Annotated in this window: 14 protein-coding genes and 1 riboswitch; of the genes, 9 read left to right on the plus strand and 5 right to left on the minus strand. The window is 68.7% G+C overall.

Going from position 1 to position 13,760, the window contains the following annotated elements; genetic code table 11:
- Window positions 1-4: 4 nt before the first annotated feature.
- Genes AC1REM_RS15215 through AC1REM_RS15235 form a run of 5 tightly spaced genes read left to right on the plus strand, consistent with a single transcriptional unit; the run spans window position 5 to window position 4,948 of the window.
- On the plus strand, window positions 5-682 hold the full coding sequence (locus tag AC1REM_RS15215) for a GntR family transcriptional regulator (protein ID WP_492515368.1): 678 nt from the start codon (window positions 5-7) through the stop codon (window positions 680-682).
- On the plus strand, window positions 682-2,178 hold the full coding sequence (hpaE, locus tag AC1REM_RS15220) for a 5-carboxymethyl-2-hydroxymuconate semialdehyde dehydrogenase (RefSeq protein ID WP_492515369.1): 1,497 nt from the start codon (window positions 682-684) through the stop codon (window positions 2,176-2,178). The genes AC1REM_RS15215 and hpaE overlap by 1 nt, the downstream gene beginning before the upstream one ends.
- 14 nt (window positions 2,179-2,192) lie before the next feature.
- Window positions 2,193-3,356, plus strand: coding sequence for a 3,4-dihydroxyphenylacetate 2,3-dioxygenase (gene hpaD / locus AC1REM_RS15225; protein WP_492515370.1), 1,164 nt, complete (start codon window positions 2,193-2,195; stop codon window positions 3,354-3,356).
- Window positions 3,357-3,374: 18 nt separating this feature from the next.
- Window positions 3,375-4,160, plus strand: coding sequence for a fumarylacetoacetate hydrolase family protein (locus tag AC1REM_RS15230; RefSeq protein ID WP_492515371.1), 786 nt, complete (start codon window positions 3,375-3,377; stop codon window positions 4,158-4,160).
- Entirely contained in the window at window positions 4,145-4,948 is an 804-nt protein-coding gene (locus AC1REM_RS15235) for an aldolase/citrate lyase family protein (RefSeq protein WP_492515372.1), read from the plus strand. The genes AC1REM_RS15230 and AC1REM_RS15235 overlap by 16 nt, the downstream gene beginning before the upstream one ends.
- A gap of 37 nt (window positions 4,949-4,985) precedes the next feature.
- Here the strand turns inward: AC1REM_RS15235 and AC1REM_RS15240 are convergent, their stop codons facing one another.
- The 4 genes from AC1REM_RS15240 to thiO form a co-directional block, all read right to left on the minus strand.
- Window positions 4,986-6,134 (minus strand): ThiF family adenylyltransferase, encoded by a 1,149-nt coding sequence (locus AC1REM_RS15240; RefSeq protein ID WP_492515373.1) that lies wholly within the window; start codon window positions 6,132-6,134, stop codon window positions 4,986-4,988.
- Window positions 6,131-6,940: a thiazole synthase gene (locus tag AC1REM_RS15245; RefSeq protein ID WP_492515374.1), complete on the minus strand. Its 810-nt coding sequence runs from the start codon at window positions 6,938-6,940 to the stop codon at window positions 6,131-6,133. The genes AC1REM_RS15240 and AC1REM_RS15245 overlap by 4 nt, the downstream gene beginning before the upstream one ends.
- Before the next feature lies 1 nt (window position 6,941).
- Entirely contained in the window at window positions 6,942-7,190 is a 249-nt protein-coding gene (thiS, locus tag AC1REM_RS15250) for a sulfur carrier protein ThiS (RefSeq protein WP_492515375.1), read from the minus strand.
- A gap of 2 nt (window positions 7,191-7,192) precedes the next feature.
- Window positions 7,193-8,380, minus strand: a complete 1,188-nt coding sequence (gene thiO, locus AC1REM_RS15255; protein WP_492515376.1) for a glycine oxidase ThiO — start codon at window positions 8,378-8,380, stop codon at window positions 7,193-7,195.
- Window positions 8,373-8,475: riboswitch (TPP riboswitch) on the minus strand. (Overlaps the previous gene by 8 nt.)
- 12 nt (window positions 8,476-8,487) lie before the next feature.
- Here thiO and thiE point away from each other — a divergent pair.
- The 4 genes from thiE to AC1REM_RS15275 all read left to right on the plus strand — a co-directional run bounded on the left by thiE (window position 8,488) and on the right by AC1REM_RS15275 (window position 12,379).
- Window positions 8,488-9,171 (plus strand): thiamine phosphate synthase, encoded by a 684-nt coding sequence (gene thiE, locus AC1REM_RS15260; protein WP_492515377.1) that lies wholly within the window; start codon window positions 8,488-8,490, stop codon window positions 9,169-9,171.
- Between the two features lie 81 nt (window positions 9,172-9,252).
- Window positions 9,253-10,479, plus strand: coding sequence for an MFS transporter (locus AC1REM_RS15265; protein ID WP_492515378.1), 1,227 nt, complete (start codon window positions 9,253-9,255; stop codon window positions 10,477-10,479).
- A 49-nt stretch (window positions 10,480-10,528) separates the two neighbouring features.
- Window positions 10,529-11,239 (plus strand): DUF6882 domain-containing protein, encoded by a 711-nt coding sequence (locus AC1REM_RS15270; RefSeq protein WP_492515379.1) that lies wholly within the window; start codon window positions 10,529-10,531, stop codon window positions 11,237-11,239.
- Between the two features lie 51 nt (window positions 11,240-11,290).
- Window positions 11,291-12,379 (plus strand): N-formylglutamate amidohydrolase, encoded by a 1,089-nt coding sequence (locus AC1REM_RS15275; RefSeq protein ID WP_492515380.1) that lies wholly within the window; start codon window positions 11,291-11,293, stop codon window positions 12,377-12,379.
- A gap of 14 nt (window positions 12,380-12,393) precedes the next feature.
- Here AC1REM_RS15275 and AC1REM_RS15280 read toward each other — a convergent pair whose 3' ends face one another.
- Window positions 12,394-13,737: an anaerobic C4-dicarboxylate transporter gene (locus AC1REM_RS15280; RefSeq protein ID WP_492515381.1), complete on the minus strand. Its 1,344-nt coding sequence runs from the start codon at window positions 13,735-13,737 to the stop codon at window positions 12,394-12,396.
- Window positions 13,738-13,760: the final 23 nt, after the last annotated feature.

Raw genomic sequence — 13,760 nt, forward strand, 5'->3', positions numbered from 1 at the left:
GCGCATGACGGGAAGCAAGTCCGAACAGGCGTACGTCTGGCTGCGCGCGCGCATCAGCGCTCGTGAGTTCGGCCCGGGCTACCGCCTCGTCCTCGGCGCGATAGCCGACGAACTCGGCATGAGTGTCGTGCCCGTACGTGAAGCGATCCGTCGGCTCGAAGCCGAGGGCCTGGTGACCTTCGAGCGCAACGTCGGCGCACGCGTCACACTCGTCGACCAGAGCGAATACGCGCACACGATGCAGACGCTCGGCATCGTCGAGGGCGCGGCGACGTCGTTGTCGGCGCCGCTCCTCGACGAGGAGACGCTTGCCAGGGCCGAGGCGATCAACGAGCGCATGAAGGCGCTGCTCGACCACTTCGACGCGCACATCTTCACCGACCTCAACCGCGAGTTCCACTCCGTGCTCTACGAGCCGTGCCCGAACCCGCACATCCTCGACCTCGTGCACCGGGGCTGGGCGCGCCTGTCCGGCATCCGCGACACGACCTTCGCCTACGTGCCCGGCCGCGCTCAGCACTCGGTCGAAGAGCACACCCGCATCCTCGAACTCATCCGCGCGGGCGCAGAGCCGATCGAGATCGAGCTCGCCGCCCGCAACCACCGTTGGCGCACGATGGATGCCTTCCTCCACGCGCTGCACCCCACACCCACCGATTCCCGCAAGACAGAAGGACGATGATGACCGACTCGCGTATTCCCGCAGACCTGCCGGAGAAGATCCAGCACTACATCGACGGCGAGTTCGTCGATTCGATCGACGGCGACACCTTCGAGGTGCTCGACCCCGTGACCAATAAGACCTACGTGCACGCCGCGGCAGGTAAGAAGGCCGACATCGAGCGCGCCGTCGAGGCGGCCAAGCGTGCATTCGCCGAGGGCCCCTGGCCCCGGATGCTCCCGCGCGAGCGCTCGCGCGTGCTGCACCGCATCGCCGACATCGTCGAGTCGCGCGACGCCCGCCTTGCCGAGCTGGAGTCGTTCGACTCGGGCCTGCCGATCACGCAGGCACTGGGCCAGGCGCGCCGCGCCGCCGAGAACTTCCGCTTCTTCGCCGACCTCATCGTCGCGCAGGCCGACGACGCCTTCAAGGTGCCCGGCAAGCAGATGAACTACGTCAACCGCAAGCCGATCGGCGTCGCAGGTCTCATCACACCCTGGAACACGCCCTTCATGCTCGAGTCGTGGAAGCTTGGCCCGGCCCTCGCGACCGGCAACACGGTCGTGCTGAAGCCCGCCGAGTTCACGCCGCTGTCCGCCTCGCTGTGGGCCGGCATCTTCGAGGAGGCAGGCCTGCCCAAGGGTGTCTTCAACCTCGTGAATGGTCTGGGCGAAGACGCGGGTGACGCGCTCGTGAAGCACCCCGACGTCCCGCTCATCTCCTTCACGGGTGAGAGCGGAACCGGCAAGCTGATCTTCAGCAACGCCGCCCCATTCCTCAAGGGCCTCTCGATGGAGCTCGGCGGCAAGAGCCCGGCCGTCGTGTTCGCAGACGCCGACCTCGACGTCGCGATCGACGCGTGCATCTTCGGCGTCTTCTCCCTCAACGGCGAGCGCTGCACGGCAGGATCGCGCATCATGGTCGAGCGCTCGATCTACGACGAGTTCGTCGAGCGCTACGCCGCGCAGGCGCAGCGCATCCGCGTCGGTCTCCCGAACGACCCCGCCACCGAGGTCGGCGCGCTCGTGCACCCCGAGCACTACGAGAAGGTCATGAGCTACGTCGAGATCGGAAAGAGCGAAGGCCGCCTCGTCGCCGGCGGCGGGCGCGCAGAGGGCTTCGACGAGGGTAACTTCGTCGCCCCGACCGTCTTCGCCGACGTCTCCCCCGATGCCCGCATCTTCCAGGAGGAGATCTTCGGCCCGGTCGTCGCGATCACGCCCTTCGACACGGAAGAAGAAGCTCTCGCGCTCGCGAACAACACCGCATACGGTCTCGCCGCCTATGTGTGGACCAACGATCTGCGCCGCGGGCACAACTTCGCAGGTGCCATCGAGGCGGGCATGGTGTGGCTGAACAGCAACAACGTGCGCGACCTTCGCACCCCGTTCGGCGGCGTCAAGGCCTCGGGCCTCGGCCACGAGGGCGGCTACCGCTCGATCGACTTCTACACCGACCAGCAGAGCGTGCACATCACGCTCGGCGCACCCCACAACCCGACCTTCGGCAAGAACTGAGCAAGGACGCTGTCATGACGAACATGAAGGATCGCACCCTCACCTCCTCCGGCTTCTGGGTGAGCCAGGAGGCTCCGATCGAGTGCGAGAACCCGACCCCCACGCCGGAGGCTCCGGCACCGGACATCCTACGCTGCGCGTACATGGAGCTGATCGTCACTGATCTCGCCGCATCCCGGCAGTTCTATGTCGACATCCTCGGCCTGTACGTCACCGAGGAGGACGAGGAGGCGATCTACCTCCGCTCGACCGAGGAGTTCATCCACCACAACCTCATCCTGCGCAAGGGCGAGCTCGCCGCCGTCCGTGCGTTCTCGTACCGCGTGCGCACGCCGGAGGACCTCGACAAGGCCGTGGCGTTCTTCACGGAGCTCGGCTGCGAGGTCCGCCGTGAGAAGGATGGCTTCGTCAAGGGCATCGGCGACTCGGTGCGCGTGATCGACCCGCTCGGCTTCCCCTACGAGTTCTTCTACCAGTCCGAGCACGTCGAGCGGATGTCGTGGCGCTACGACCTGCACATCCCCGGCGAGCTCGTGCGTCTGGATCACTTCAACCAGATCACTCCCGACGTCCCGCGTGCGGTGAAGTACATGCAAGACCTGGGCTTCCGCGTCACGGAGGACATCCAGGACGAGGAGGGCACGGTCTACGCCGCGTGGATGCGCCGCAAGCCCACCGTGCACGACACCGCCATGACCGGCGGCGACGGCCCGCGCATGCACCACGTGTGCTTCGCGACGCACGAGAAGCACAACATCCTCGCGATCTGCGACAAGCTCGGCGCCCTCCGCCGCTCGGACGCGATCGAACGCGGCCCCGGCCGCCACGGTGTCTCGAACGCGTTCTACCTGTACCTGCGCGACCCCGACGGCCACCGCGTCGAGATCTACACCCAGGACTACTACACCGGCGACCCCGACAACCCCGTGGTCACCTGGGACGTGCACGACAACCAGCGTCGCGACTGGTGGGGCAACCCGGTCGTTCCCTCCTGGTACACCGACGGCAGCCTGGTGCTCGACCTCGACGGCAACCCGCAGCCCGTCGTCGCGCGCACCGACTCCTCCGAGATGGCGGTGACCATCGGCGCCGACGGCTTCTCGTACACGCGCGCCGCCGACGACGAGTCCATGCCCGAATGGAAGCAGGGCGAGTACAAGCTGGGCCACCAGCTCTAACCCCCAGGAGGAGGACGGATGCTGTCACCAGCAGACATCTCGCAGATCGCGGCTGAGCTCGCCGAAGCCGACCGCACGCACGGGGTCATCCCGCGCATCACCGCGCGCTATCCGGAGGCCACGGTCGAGGACTCGTACGCGATCCAGGGCGTCTGGCGCGACCAGCAGGTCGCGGCCGGCCGTACCCTCGTGGGCCGCAAGATCGGCCTCACCTCGAAGGCCATGCAGCAGGCGACGGGAATCTCCGAGCCCGACTACGGCGTCATGTTCGACGACACGGTCTACCGGTCGGGAGACGAGATCCCGGTCGATCATTTCTCGAACGTGCGGATCGAGGTCGAACTGGCGTTCGTGCTCAAGACGCCTCTCGAGGGGCCGGACTGCACACTCGACGACGCACTGACGGCGATCGACTACGCGGTCCCGGCGCTGGAGATCCTGAACTCGCACATCGAACTCGAAGGGCGCACGATCGTCGACACGATCAGCGACAACGCCGCCTACGGGGCGATGGTGCTCGGCGATGTGCACAAGCGCCCCGATGAGATCGACCTGCGCTGGGTTCCGGGACTCCTGTTCAAGAACGGCGAGATCGAGGAGACCGGAGTGGCCGCGGGCGTGCTCAACCACCCCGCAACCGGTGTCGCCTGGCTCGCCAACAAGTTCCATCAGCACGGCTCCCGTCTCGAAGCAGGAGAGATCATCCTGGCGGGGTCCTTCACGCGCCCGATGTGGGTGTCTCGTGGCGACCAGGTGCTGTGCGACTACGGACCGATGGGAACGATCGAATGCCACTTCATCTGAGCCCGTCCTTTCGTGAGGCACTCGCGGCTTCCGAACGTGCGCTCATCGGCATGTGGGGGTGTGCGGGCAGCTCGGTCATGACCGAGATCGCCGCAGGCTCGGGTCTGGACTGGCTGCTGATCGACATGGAGCACTCGGCGAACACGCTCGACAGCGTGCAGTCACAGCTGCAGGTCACCGCCGCCTACCCGATCACGCCGCTCGTGCGTGTGCCGTGGAACGACCAGGTGCTCATCAAGCAGGTGCTCGATCTGGGCGCCCAGAATCTGATCGTGCCGATGGTCTCCTCCGCCGAGGAAGCCGAAGCCGCCGTCCGCGCCATGCACTATCCCCCGAAGGGCGTCCGTGGCGTCGGCAGCGCTCTCGCCCGGAGCGCACGCTGGAACCGCGTGGAGAACTATCTCGCCGAGGCATCCGCGCACATCTCGCTCACGGTGCAGATCGAGACGACCGCGGGGGTCGAGGCCGCAGCCGAGATCGCCGCCGTCGACGGCGTCGATGCGGTGTTCGTCGGCCCGTCCGACCTCGCCGCATCCATGGGGTATCTCGGTCAGCAGACACACCCTGAGGTGCTCGCCGCTGTGGCCCGCACCTTCGCCGCGGTCGCAGCCGCGGGCAAGCCGGTCGGCGTCAACGCCTTCGACCCGATCGCCGCCGAGTCGTACATCGCCGAGGGCGCGGACTTCGTCGCCGTCGGCGCAGATGTCGCGCTGCTGGCCCGCGCCTCGGAGGCACTGGCCGCACGTTTCATCCCCTCGTCCGATGACGAGGGTCGCGCGAGCTACTGACGCGCAGGTACTCCGGGTGAGCCGTCGAACCGACGCCTCACCCGGAGTACGCGCTCATGCCCCCGGCGAGGTTGCGCAGCATCACGCCGGTCGGCACCGTTGCGGCAAGCGCGTCGATCGCTCGCGCAGAGCGGATCCCTCCCTGACATGTGAGCACGATGTCTCCACCGTCGTGCGCCTCGGCACCCAGCGCTGCCGCCAGCAGAGGCCAGCCCCCGGAGAGCAGCTGATCGAGAGGCACATGATGCGACCCCTCGATCGATCCGGCCTCCCGCTCATCCGCCGTGCGCACATCCACGACGACCAGCCCCGGCTCTGCGCCGCGCAGTCGCGCGGCGACCTCACCCGCCGAGATGTCGTCGGGTCGCCCTGTCGATGACACCGCGCAGCGCAGCGTCACCTCCTCGAGGTCGGTGACCGCGGGACGATCAGGATCGATCCCGAAGCGCAGTTCGCTCCAACGTCCGGCCAGCGCGTCGTAGCGCGCCAGGCGTCCGACGAGCGGCTCCCCCACCCCGCAGATCAGCTTGAGTGCTTCGACGGCCATAGCAGAGCCGACGACACCGCAGAGCGCACCGAAAACCCCGCCCGTCGCGCAATCGGCGATCGCGTCCTCATCGGGGATGTCGGGATGCAGGTCACGCAGCATCGGCCCTCGTCCGGGCCAGAAGACGCTCAGCTGCGCGGCGAACCGGAGGATGCTCCCCCAGACGACCGGCGTGCCGGTGAGCTCGGCGGCATCGTTCACGAGATAGCGGGTGGCGAAGTTGTCGGCGCCGTCCAGCACGAGATCATGCGCACGGAAGAGGGCGAGCGCGTTGTCTGGGCGGAGCCGCTCGACATGGGCGGTGACGTGAACCTGCGGATCCAACGCCCCGATCGCGCGTCGCGCGGACTCTGCCTTGGGCGTTCCCAGATCGGCCTCTCCGTGCAGCACCTGCCGCTGCAGGTTCGTCCGTTCGACCCGGTCGTCATCCATCACCGTGATGTGCCCGACCCCGGCGGCGGCCAGGTACTGAAGCACGGGTGCGCCGAGACCTCCGGCGCCGATCACGAGAACCCGAGCGCTCGCGATGCGGCGTTGCCCCTCCGCCCCGATGCCCGGTAGCGGCAGGTGCCGGGCGAACCTGGCAGCGCGCTCGGGTGACAGCACCGCACCGGGCGCGACGAGCGGAGGGAGCGTCACAGATCAGCCTCCGAGGGACGGGCGGCGATGAGTCCATCGGCCGCCGAGGATGCGAGAGCGAGCGGACGCTTCGGGATGCGGCCGGCAGCACGTGCCAGGCGTCCCGCCTCAACCCCGGCCTTCATCGCGCGCGCCATCGCGATCGGATCCTGCGCGCGGGTGACCGCACTGGCCAGCAGGACGGCGTCGACGCCGAGCTCCATGGCGAGCGCCGCATCCGATGCCGTTCCGACGCCCGCGTCGAGCACGACCGGCACCGACGCGCGCGCCACGATCGTCTCGATGTTGTGCGGGTTCAGGATGCCGAGCCCGCTGCCGATCGGCGACCCCGCGGGCATGACTGCGGCGACGCCGACATCTTCGAGGCGCTTTGCAAGCGCCGGGTCGTCGTTCGTGTAGGCGAACACACGGAAGCCGTCCGCGACGAGCTCCTCCGTCGCCCGGAACAGTTCGACCGGTTCGGGCAGCAGGGTCTCCTCGTCGGCGATGACCTCGAGCTTGACCCAGTCGGTCTCGAGCGCGTCGCGTGCGAGCTGCGCCGTGAGCACCGCGTCACGGGCCGTGTAACACCCGGCGGTGTTCGGCAGCGCGCGCACGCCCAGCCGTTCCAGCATCGCGAAGACCGAATCGCGTCCTTCGGGTGAGAACCGGCGGATCGCGACCGTCGTGATCTCGGTGGCGGATGCCACAAGCGCCGCCTCCAGAAGGGCGAGGCTCGACGCACCGCCCGTGCCCATGATGAGCCGGGAATCAAAGCTCTCCCCAGCGACGGTGAAGATGTCTGCGGGTGCCACAGCGGTCGCCATCTCAGCCACCCTGCACAGCCGTGACGATCTCGACCTCGTCGCCCGCGGCGAGCGCCTGCGCCCCCCAGCGGCCACGAGGCACGACGGTGCCGCCGACCGCGGCGGCAACGCCCAGTCGTCCGCCGTCTGCACGGGAACCGTCAGCACGCAGTTCGTGACCGGTCATGGAGCGCACGAGGTCGAGCAGGGAGGCGTCTGCGGCCATCGCCTGCTCCTGGCCGTTCACGCGCACGGTCTGGGTTGTCGTCATCGTCAGCCTTTCATTCCGGCGCCGTCGAGCACGGCGACCGCGGGTGGGGTGAGATCGGGAAGTGCCGGACGGGGGTTCGCGGGGCGAAAACGCGAGGGGTGCACGGCTGCGGCGACGGTCGGATCGATGGCGCGCCCCTCTACGAGGTCCGCGACGAGCCGGGCGCCGAGCGGCGCGAGCAGCACACCGTGACGGTCGAATCCGTTCGCGACGATGAGGCCGCGCTCGACGACGCCGATCAGCGGCGTCGCATCCGGGCTCCCCGGCCGTGGGCGCGCCATCATCTCGATGACCTCGCACTCTTCGATGCCGGGCACCACGGTCTGGGAGTCGCGCAGCAGCGCCAGCACGCCTCCCGCCTGCACGCCCGCGACGCCGCCTTCGCGAACTGAGGCGCCGACGACGAGGGTTCCGTCCTCTCGGGGAACGAGATAGACGGAGCGCCCGCGGACGAGCGCGCGCACCGTGTGCGTCAGCAGGGGGCGCAGCGCCTCGGGCACACGCAACCGAAGAATGTCTCCCCAGACAGGGCGCACCGGCAGCGCGGGAACGCCCTCCACCTGACCCAGGCCCGTCGCTGCGATCACGACGTCGGCGGGGACAGCATCACCGGAGGCGAGATGCACCCACCGGGGCGCCGGCTCCCCTCCGTTCGGGGCGTCCGTCGAGACACGCACAGCCCGCTCGCGGCGCACGCCCGCGCCCAGCACCCGCAGGAACGACGCCGCAATCCGCCGCGGATCGACCTGATGGTCGGCGGCGATCCCCATCGCGGCGGACACCGCCGGGCCGAGAGAGGGTTCCCGCTCCCGCGCCCGCGAACCCGTCATCCGGTCCACGACCGCACCGCCCTGCTGTTGCAGAACCGCCAGCCGCGTCAGGGTCTCGCGGTCGGCTGCGTCCACCGCCACCGCAAGGGTCGCCGTTTCCCGATATCCCACGGCGTCGCCGCCCGCTGCCGTCAGCCGTGCGACGAAATCGGGATAGGCGTCTGCAGCATCCCGCATCAGCGGATGCAGCCCGTCCTGTGCCCACTCGGTCTCTGTGACCGCCGCGAGCATACCCGCGGCTGCACGGCTCGCTCCACCCGCAGGGTCGGGATCGAGGATGATCGCATCGTGCCCTCGCTCCCGCAGCTCGAAGGCCGTCGCCAAGCCGACGACTCCGGCGCCGATCACAACGATGCGCATTGCGTGCCCTTTCCTACGACGGCATGATCCGTTTCAGGTTCAGCGGTCGGCACGTGGCCCTCTCAGCCCTCTCCTGGGCTCCCGCGGACCCCTCTACTCTAGGGCGTATGCCTGCTTCATCCTTCGCACCCTCGGCGTCCGGCGATGTCCGCGCACACCGCCGTGCGCTCCTCGACGATGCGCGTCTCTACGTCTGCACGACTGCTCGTACCGAGACGGGCGATCTCGAATCCTTCCTCGACGCGGCGTATGCGGGCGGCGTCGACATCATCCAACTGCGCGACAAGGGTCTGGAGGCCCGCGCCGAGATCGAAGCACTGCAGGTGCTCGCTCGCGTCGCACGGCGCCACGGCAAGCTCTTCGCCGTCAACGACCGTGCCGATGTCGCTGCCCTCGTCGGTGCCGACGTCTTCCACGTCGGCCAGGGCGATCTGACCACCACGCAGGCACGCGCCCTGCTGGGTCCCGACGTGATCATCGGCCGTTCGACGCATTCGGCCGCACAGGCCGCCGAGGCTGACGCCGACGCCGATCTCGACTACTTCTGCACGGGTCCGATCTGGGAGACCCCGACGAAGCCGGGTCGGGCAGCCGTCGGGCTCGATCCGCTTCAGGCGGTCGCGGACTCGAAGACCACGAAGCCGTGGTTCGCGATCGGCGGCATCGCCGCAGGCCCTCGGCTCAGCGAGGTCATCGACGCCGGTGCCTCCCGAGTCGTCGTCGTCCGCGCGGTCACGGAAGCAGACGACCCCACAGCCGCCGCACGGGCGCTGCGCACGCAGCTCGACTGAGCGCCGTACCCGCTCCCCTTTCGCGCCGCCGGAGGACCCGTGAAAGGATGAGCGGATGCCGCACGCAAGGAGCCCCTACTGATGCGCGGCCTTGCTGCGATGCAGGATCGCGGATTCCGCTGGTTCTTCCTCGCTCGCACGATCACGATGGTCACCGGCTCGATGTCGTCCATCGCACTCGCCTTCGCGGTCTTGCAGATCGACAACGAAGCGACGTCGCTGGCAGGAGTGCTGGCCGCGTTCACGATCAGCAACATCGTCTTTCTGCTCATCGGCGGCGTCGTCGCCGACCGCCTCCCGCGGGCGCTGATCATCCAGGCCTGCTACGTCTTCGACATCCTGTCCATCGGCACGGTCGCCGTGCTGCTGTTCACCGGCACAGCGACCGTTCCCCTCATCGCACTTTTGGCAGCCGTCAACGGTGCGTCCTCCGCGTTCGTGCTCCCCGCGATGCAGGGCATCATCCCCCAGCTGACGACGCCGGCACACCTGCAGCAGGCCAATGCGATGCTCTCGTTCGTGCGCTCTGCCGTCACGATCGGCGGGCCCGCGATCGCCGGGGTGCTCGTTGCGACCGCGGGTCCGGCGTGGGCGATGGTGGTGCAGGCGGCGGGATGGCTCGCCGCGATCCCCATCCTCGCCATGGTGAAGCTCCCGCCTCCCGCGCAGGGCGAGAAGGCGACCATGCTGGCCGACCTGCGCACCGGCTGGCGGGAGTTCTGGATGCGCCCCTGGCTGTGGACGGTCGTTCTCGCATTCATGATCATGAACGCGATCCACGCCGGCGCGTGGGGTGTCGCAGGACCTTTCATCGCCAACAACGACCCCCTGTTGGGCATCGCCGGGTGGGGATGGGTCGTGAGCGCCGAGGGCGCCGGCGTTCTCGTCATGACACTCCTGCTGATGTGGCTTCCGCTGCGACGCCCGCTGCGCTGGGGAATGATCGGCATGGCCGCGTTCGCGCTGCCGCTCACCATGCTCGGGGTGCATCCCGCCGTCGTTCTCGTCGCGATCGCGGCGTTCCTCGCCGGCGCGGGGATGGAGGTCTTCGGCACCGGCTGGAGCGTCGCGATGATGGAGAACGTGCCCGTCGAGAAGCTGTCGCGGGTGTCGAGCTACGACATGCTCGGCAGCTTCGTCGCGATCCCGATCGGCACGCTCGCGTTCGGCTGGCTCATCACGCATGTCGACGCCGGAACACTTCTCGTCGCCTCCGCCATCGTGTACGCGGTCGTCGCCCTGTCCACGCTGCTGGTGCCCAGCGTCTGGCGGATGGGCCGCGCAGACGGCGCTCTCGCGGCGCGATGACCGGCGATCATCCCTGGCGTTTCATAGCTTCGCCGACGACACTGAGGTCATGAGCTTCGCAGATCTCGCACCTCTCGCCGACCGTGCCGCGCTGTACTCCGCACTGCGTCAGGAGGCGCTTCTCGATGCGATCGGAGGCAACGCGCACCGTTGGGACGCCGACCTCACCGCAGGAACGATCACCTTCACTCCGCACGCCACGCCGGAGCATCCGGTCGTCGTCGGCGCGCACCTCATCGCGACGATCGCCCCGGAGCCGCACACCCTGCGCTGGGCATGGGCGCAGCCGAACGGCGCGGATGCCACGGTCGCCACGCAGCTGCGCGACGCGGGCGCTGCGGTGCAGAACGTCACTCTGACAACCGCCGAGGTCCCCTTCCCCGAGAGCATCGAGGGTGAGCTGGATGACTGGATCGCGCAGGCCGCGCACACCGTCGCCGGCGCCGCGGTCGAGCTCACGGGTCGCGCCCCCTACTTCTCGGCGCCTGTCGAGGGCGGCACCCGTGCGGTGTTTCTCCTCGATGCACCGCTGCCCGCCCTCACCGTCGCCGACGCCATGATCGCGCTGCCTCGCGTCATCGCCTCCGTGCCCCTGAGCGACCCGCGCACGGCTCTGTGGAACCTGGCCCGCCTCGCCGGCTGGAACCTGCAGTGGACGGACGAGGCGTTCACCGGCGCGGTCATCTCCGATGCCACGGCATCCGCGACCGTGCGTTTCGATGAGAACGCGCGCATCACGGGTATTGAGGCCACTGTCTGAACTGCGCACCTACCCCTGCCGTTCCACGGCGCTCATCAGTAGCATGTGCGCATGAGCGCCCTCGACCTGATTCCGGCAGGACACACCTTCACCCCCGAGGAGATCACGGCCTACGCCGATCCTGAACGGCGCTCTCTCGAGCAGGCGCTCGCCGAGGCCGACGTCCTGATCAGTGCCCCGCACGCCGGTGCGGCGATCCCCGAAGAGCTGGCCCCCTTCCTCTCTCCCGCGCTGACGCGTCGTCTGCAGTACGACTTCACCGACGTCGCCACCGCAGCGATCGTCCGACGTTGGGCGGCGATCGATCCCCGCGTCGTGGCGGTCGTCAACCCGCACCCGCGCCTCGTCCGCGACCCGAACAGGGCACGGCCCGCGGACATCGCTGGCGATCTGGCGACGGCCATCGAGCGCACGCGCGCCGCGGGGGCATGGCAGAAGGTGGATCTGAGCGGTGTGGATGCCATCCGCCCCGTGACGTTCTCGTTCTTCCCGATCCTCGAGGTGCCGGAAGACGAGGACGCCCTCCACCGATTGGTCTCCACGTTCGTCGAGGTCGGAGAACGCGGTCTCGGCGTGTACGAGCGGGTGCGCGACGCACTCAGCGAGCGGATGCTGGAGCGCGCGCTGCGCACGGGCTCTTCCTTCACACGACTCTCCTTCCACGACACGATGAATACGACGACGACGCGGGAAGGCGCGGTGTCGGTGCCTCGGGCCGAGAAGGACCGCCTCCCCCGTGTCGTCGCACTCTCCAACCGCGGCGGATCTCGCGGCGAGAGCCGCGACCCCGCGGACCCGCCGACCATGGATGCTGCGCGTCTGCGAGCGCTCGCGGAGGCCCACCGTGCGGGCTTCCGGGTGTCTCAGGCCGACGATGTCGCCCTCAACAAGCCCTACCTCGGCAGCCAGGAGATCCTCGCCGCGGGGGCGCGGTTCCGCGAGGTCGCGGCGGACGCGGCGCACACGGGCGCGCAACTCGACGCCGTGCAGGCCGAGTTCCTCCGCGAGTTCCTTCTGGGCGATGCTGCCACAGCCGTCCTGCATGAGCCCGGCACCGACTGGATCGCAGAAGACCCGACGCACGTCGATGAGATCGCGCAGGCCTGCAAACGCAGCTGGGACCTGTACCGCGCGAGCTGATCACGCCTGGCGGATCATCCGCCCCAGAGCAGTCCGAAGAGTGCGCCGGCACCGATCGTCGCGACCGCCAGCACGAGTGTGGGGATGAAGAACGAGTGGTCGACGAGCTTCGTGCCGAGCTTCGTCGTTCCCGAGGTGTCGAAGTTCGCTGCGGCGATCTGCGAGCCGTTGGTCGGCAGCAGGTAGATGCCGGCGAACGCCCCCGCCCACATGCCCGAGAGCAGACCGAGTGGAATGCCCGCCGCAAGGCCGATGGGCACGATCGTTCTCGTCGCCGTCGACTGACTCGTCGTCAGCACGCAGACGAGGAAGACACCGAGCGCGAAGATCCACGGCGCGGCGCTCACCCATCCGCCGACGCTCGACGCGATCAGCTCGGTGTGGGCTCCGAGGAAGGTGTCGGTCAGCCAGGCGAGGCCGAAGAGCGCGATGGCCGAGACCATTCCGGCTTTGAACACCGACATCGTCGGGATCTCGCCGACCTTGGGCCTCGACACCAGCAGGATGAGCGTGCCGACGACGAACATCACGATCTCGATGATGGGGGTCATCGACACGGGGTTGCCATCACCGTCGAGGGGTCGCAGCCCCTTGAAGAGGCCGAAGATGACGATCGCGGCGACGCCGAGCAGGAAGATGATGGCGGCGTTGCGTCCCGCCGTCGTCACCGTCACCTCGGCACGGACCGCCGCGGCGCTGCCGCTGGGTGCGGGGATCTCACCGCGGGCGATCTTCGCCTGCACCTCGGGGTCGTCGGCGAGCTCCTTGCCGAGCTTGTTCACGACGAAGCTGGCGATCACGATGCCGACGACCGCAGCCGGGATCGTGACCTTGAGGATGTCGATCAGTTCGAAATCCCACGGGGCGGTGTCGGTGAGGGTGACCATCGCAGCCATCGCCGCAGACACCGGGCTGCACGCGAGTGCGACACCCGTCGCGACGACGGAGAGGGAGAGCGGGCGCGAAGGCCGGATGCCGTTGCGGTAGGCGAGGTCCTGGATCACGGGCAGCAGCGGGTAGAGGATGTTCGAGGTGCCCGCGCCCACAGAGAACAGGAACGACACGAGCGGCGCGACGAGAGTGATCTGCTTGGGGCTCCGGGCGATGAGCTTGGCCGCGACCGAGACCATCCAGTCGATGCCTCCGGCCGACTGCATCATGGATGCGGCGAGCACAACGGAAAGCACGATGAGCAGTGCATCCACCGGGGGTGAGCCCGGCGTCAGCCCGAACACGAAGACGAGCAGGGCGACGCCCGTGCCGCCCCAGAGGCCGAGCCCCACACCGCTGGACCGGGTGCCCATGACGATGCAGCCCAGCACGACCAGCAGCTGTACGACGAACAGTGCGATCTCCACAGCTCCCCCTGACCTCGACTGCG

It is taken from the genome of Microbacterium sp. GW823-FHT02G05, assembly GCF_058797175.1.

Coding starts and splice junctions, on each gene's coding strand:
- AC1REM_RS15215 (WP_492515368.1), top strand. CDS start 5: ATGACGGGAAGCAAGTCCGAACAGGCGTACGTCTGGCTGCGCGCGCGC.
- hpaE (WP_492515369.1), top strand. CDS start 682: ATGACCGACTCGCGTATTCCCGCAGACCTGCCGGAGAAGATCCAGCAC.
- hpaD (WP_492515370.1), top strand. CDS start 2,193: ATGACGAACATGAAGGATCGCACCCTCACCTCCTCCGGCTTCTGGGTG.
- AC1REM_RS15230 (WP_492515371.1), top strand. CDS start 3,375: ATGCTGTCACCAGCAGACATCTCGCAGATCGCGGCTGAGCTCGCCGAA.
- AC1REM_RS15235 (WP_492515372.1), top strand. CDS start 4,145: ATGCCACTTCATCTGAGCCCGTCCTTTCGTGAGGCACTCGCGGCTTCC.
- AC1REM_RS15245 (WP_492515374.1), bottom strand. CDS start 6,940: ATGGCGACCGCTGTGGCACCCGCAGACATCTTCACCGTCGCTGGGGAG.
- thiS (WP_492515375.1), bottom strand. CDS start 7,190: ATGACGACAACCCAGACCGTGCGCGTGAACGGCCAGGAGCAGGCGATG.
- thiO (WP_492515376.1), bottom strand. CDS start 8,380: ATGCGCATCGTTGTGATCGGCGCCGGAGTCGTCGGCTTGGCGACGGCC.
- thiE (WP_492515377.1), top strand. CDS start 8,488: ATGCCTGCTTCATCCTTCGCACCCTCGGCGTCCGGCGATGTCCGCGCA.
- AC1REM_RS15265 (WP_492515378.1), top strand. CDS start 9,253: ATGCGCGGCCTTGCTGCGATGCAGGATCGCGGATTCCGCTGGTTCTTC.
- AC1REM_RS15270 (WP_492515379.1), top strand. CDS start 10,529: ATGAGCTTCGCAGATCTCGCACCTCTCGCCGACCGTGCCGCGCTGTAC.
- AC1REM_RS15275 (WP_492515380.1), top strand. CDS start 11,291: ATGAGCGCCCTCGACCTGATTCCGGCAGGACACACCTTCACCCCCGAG.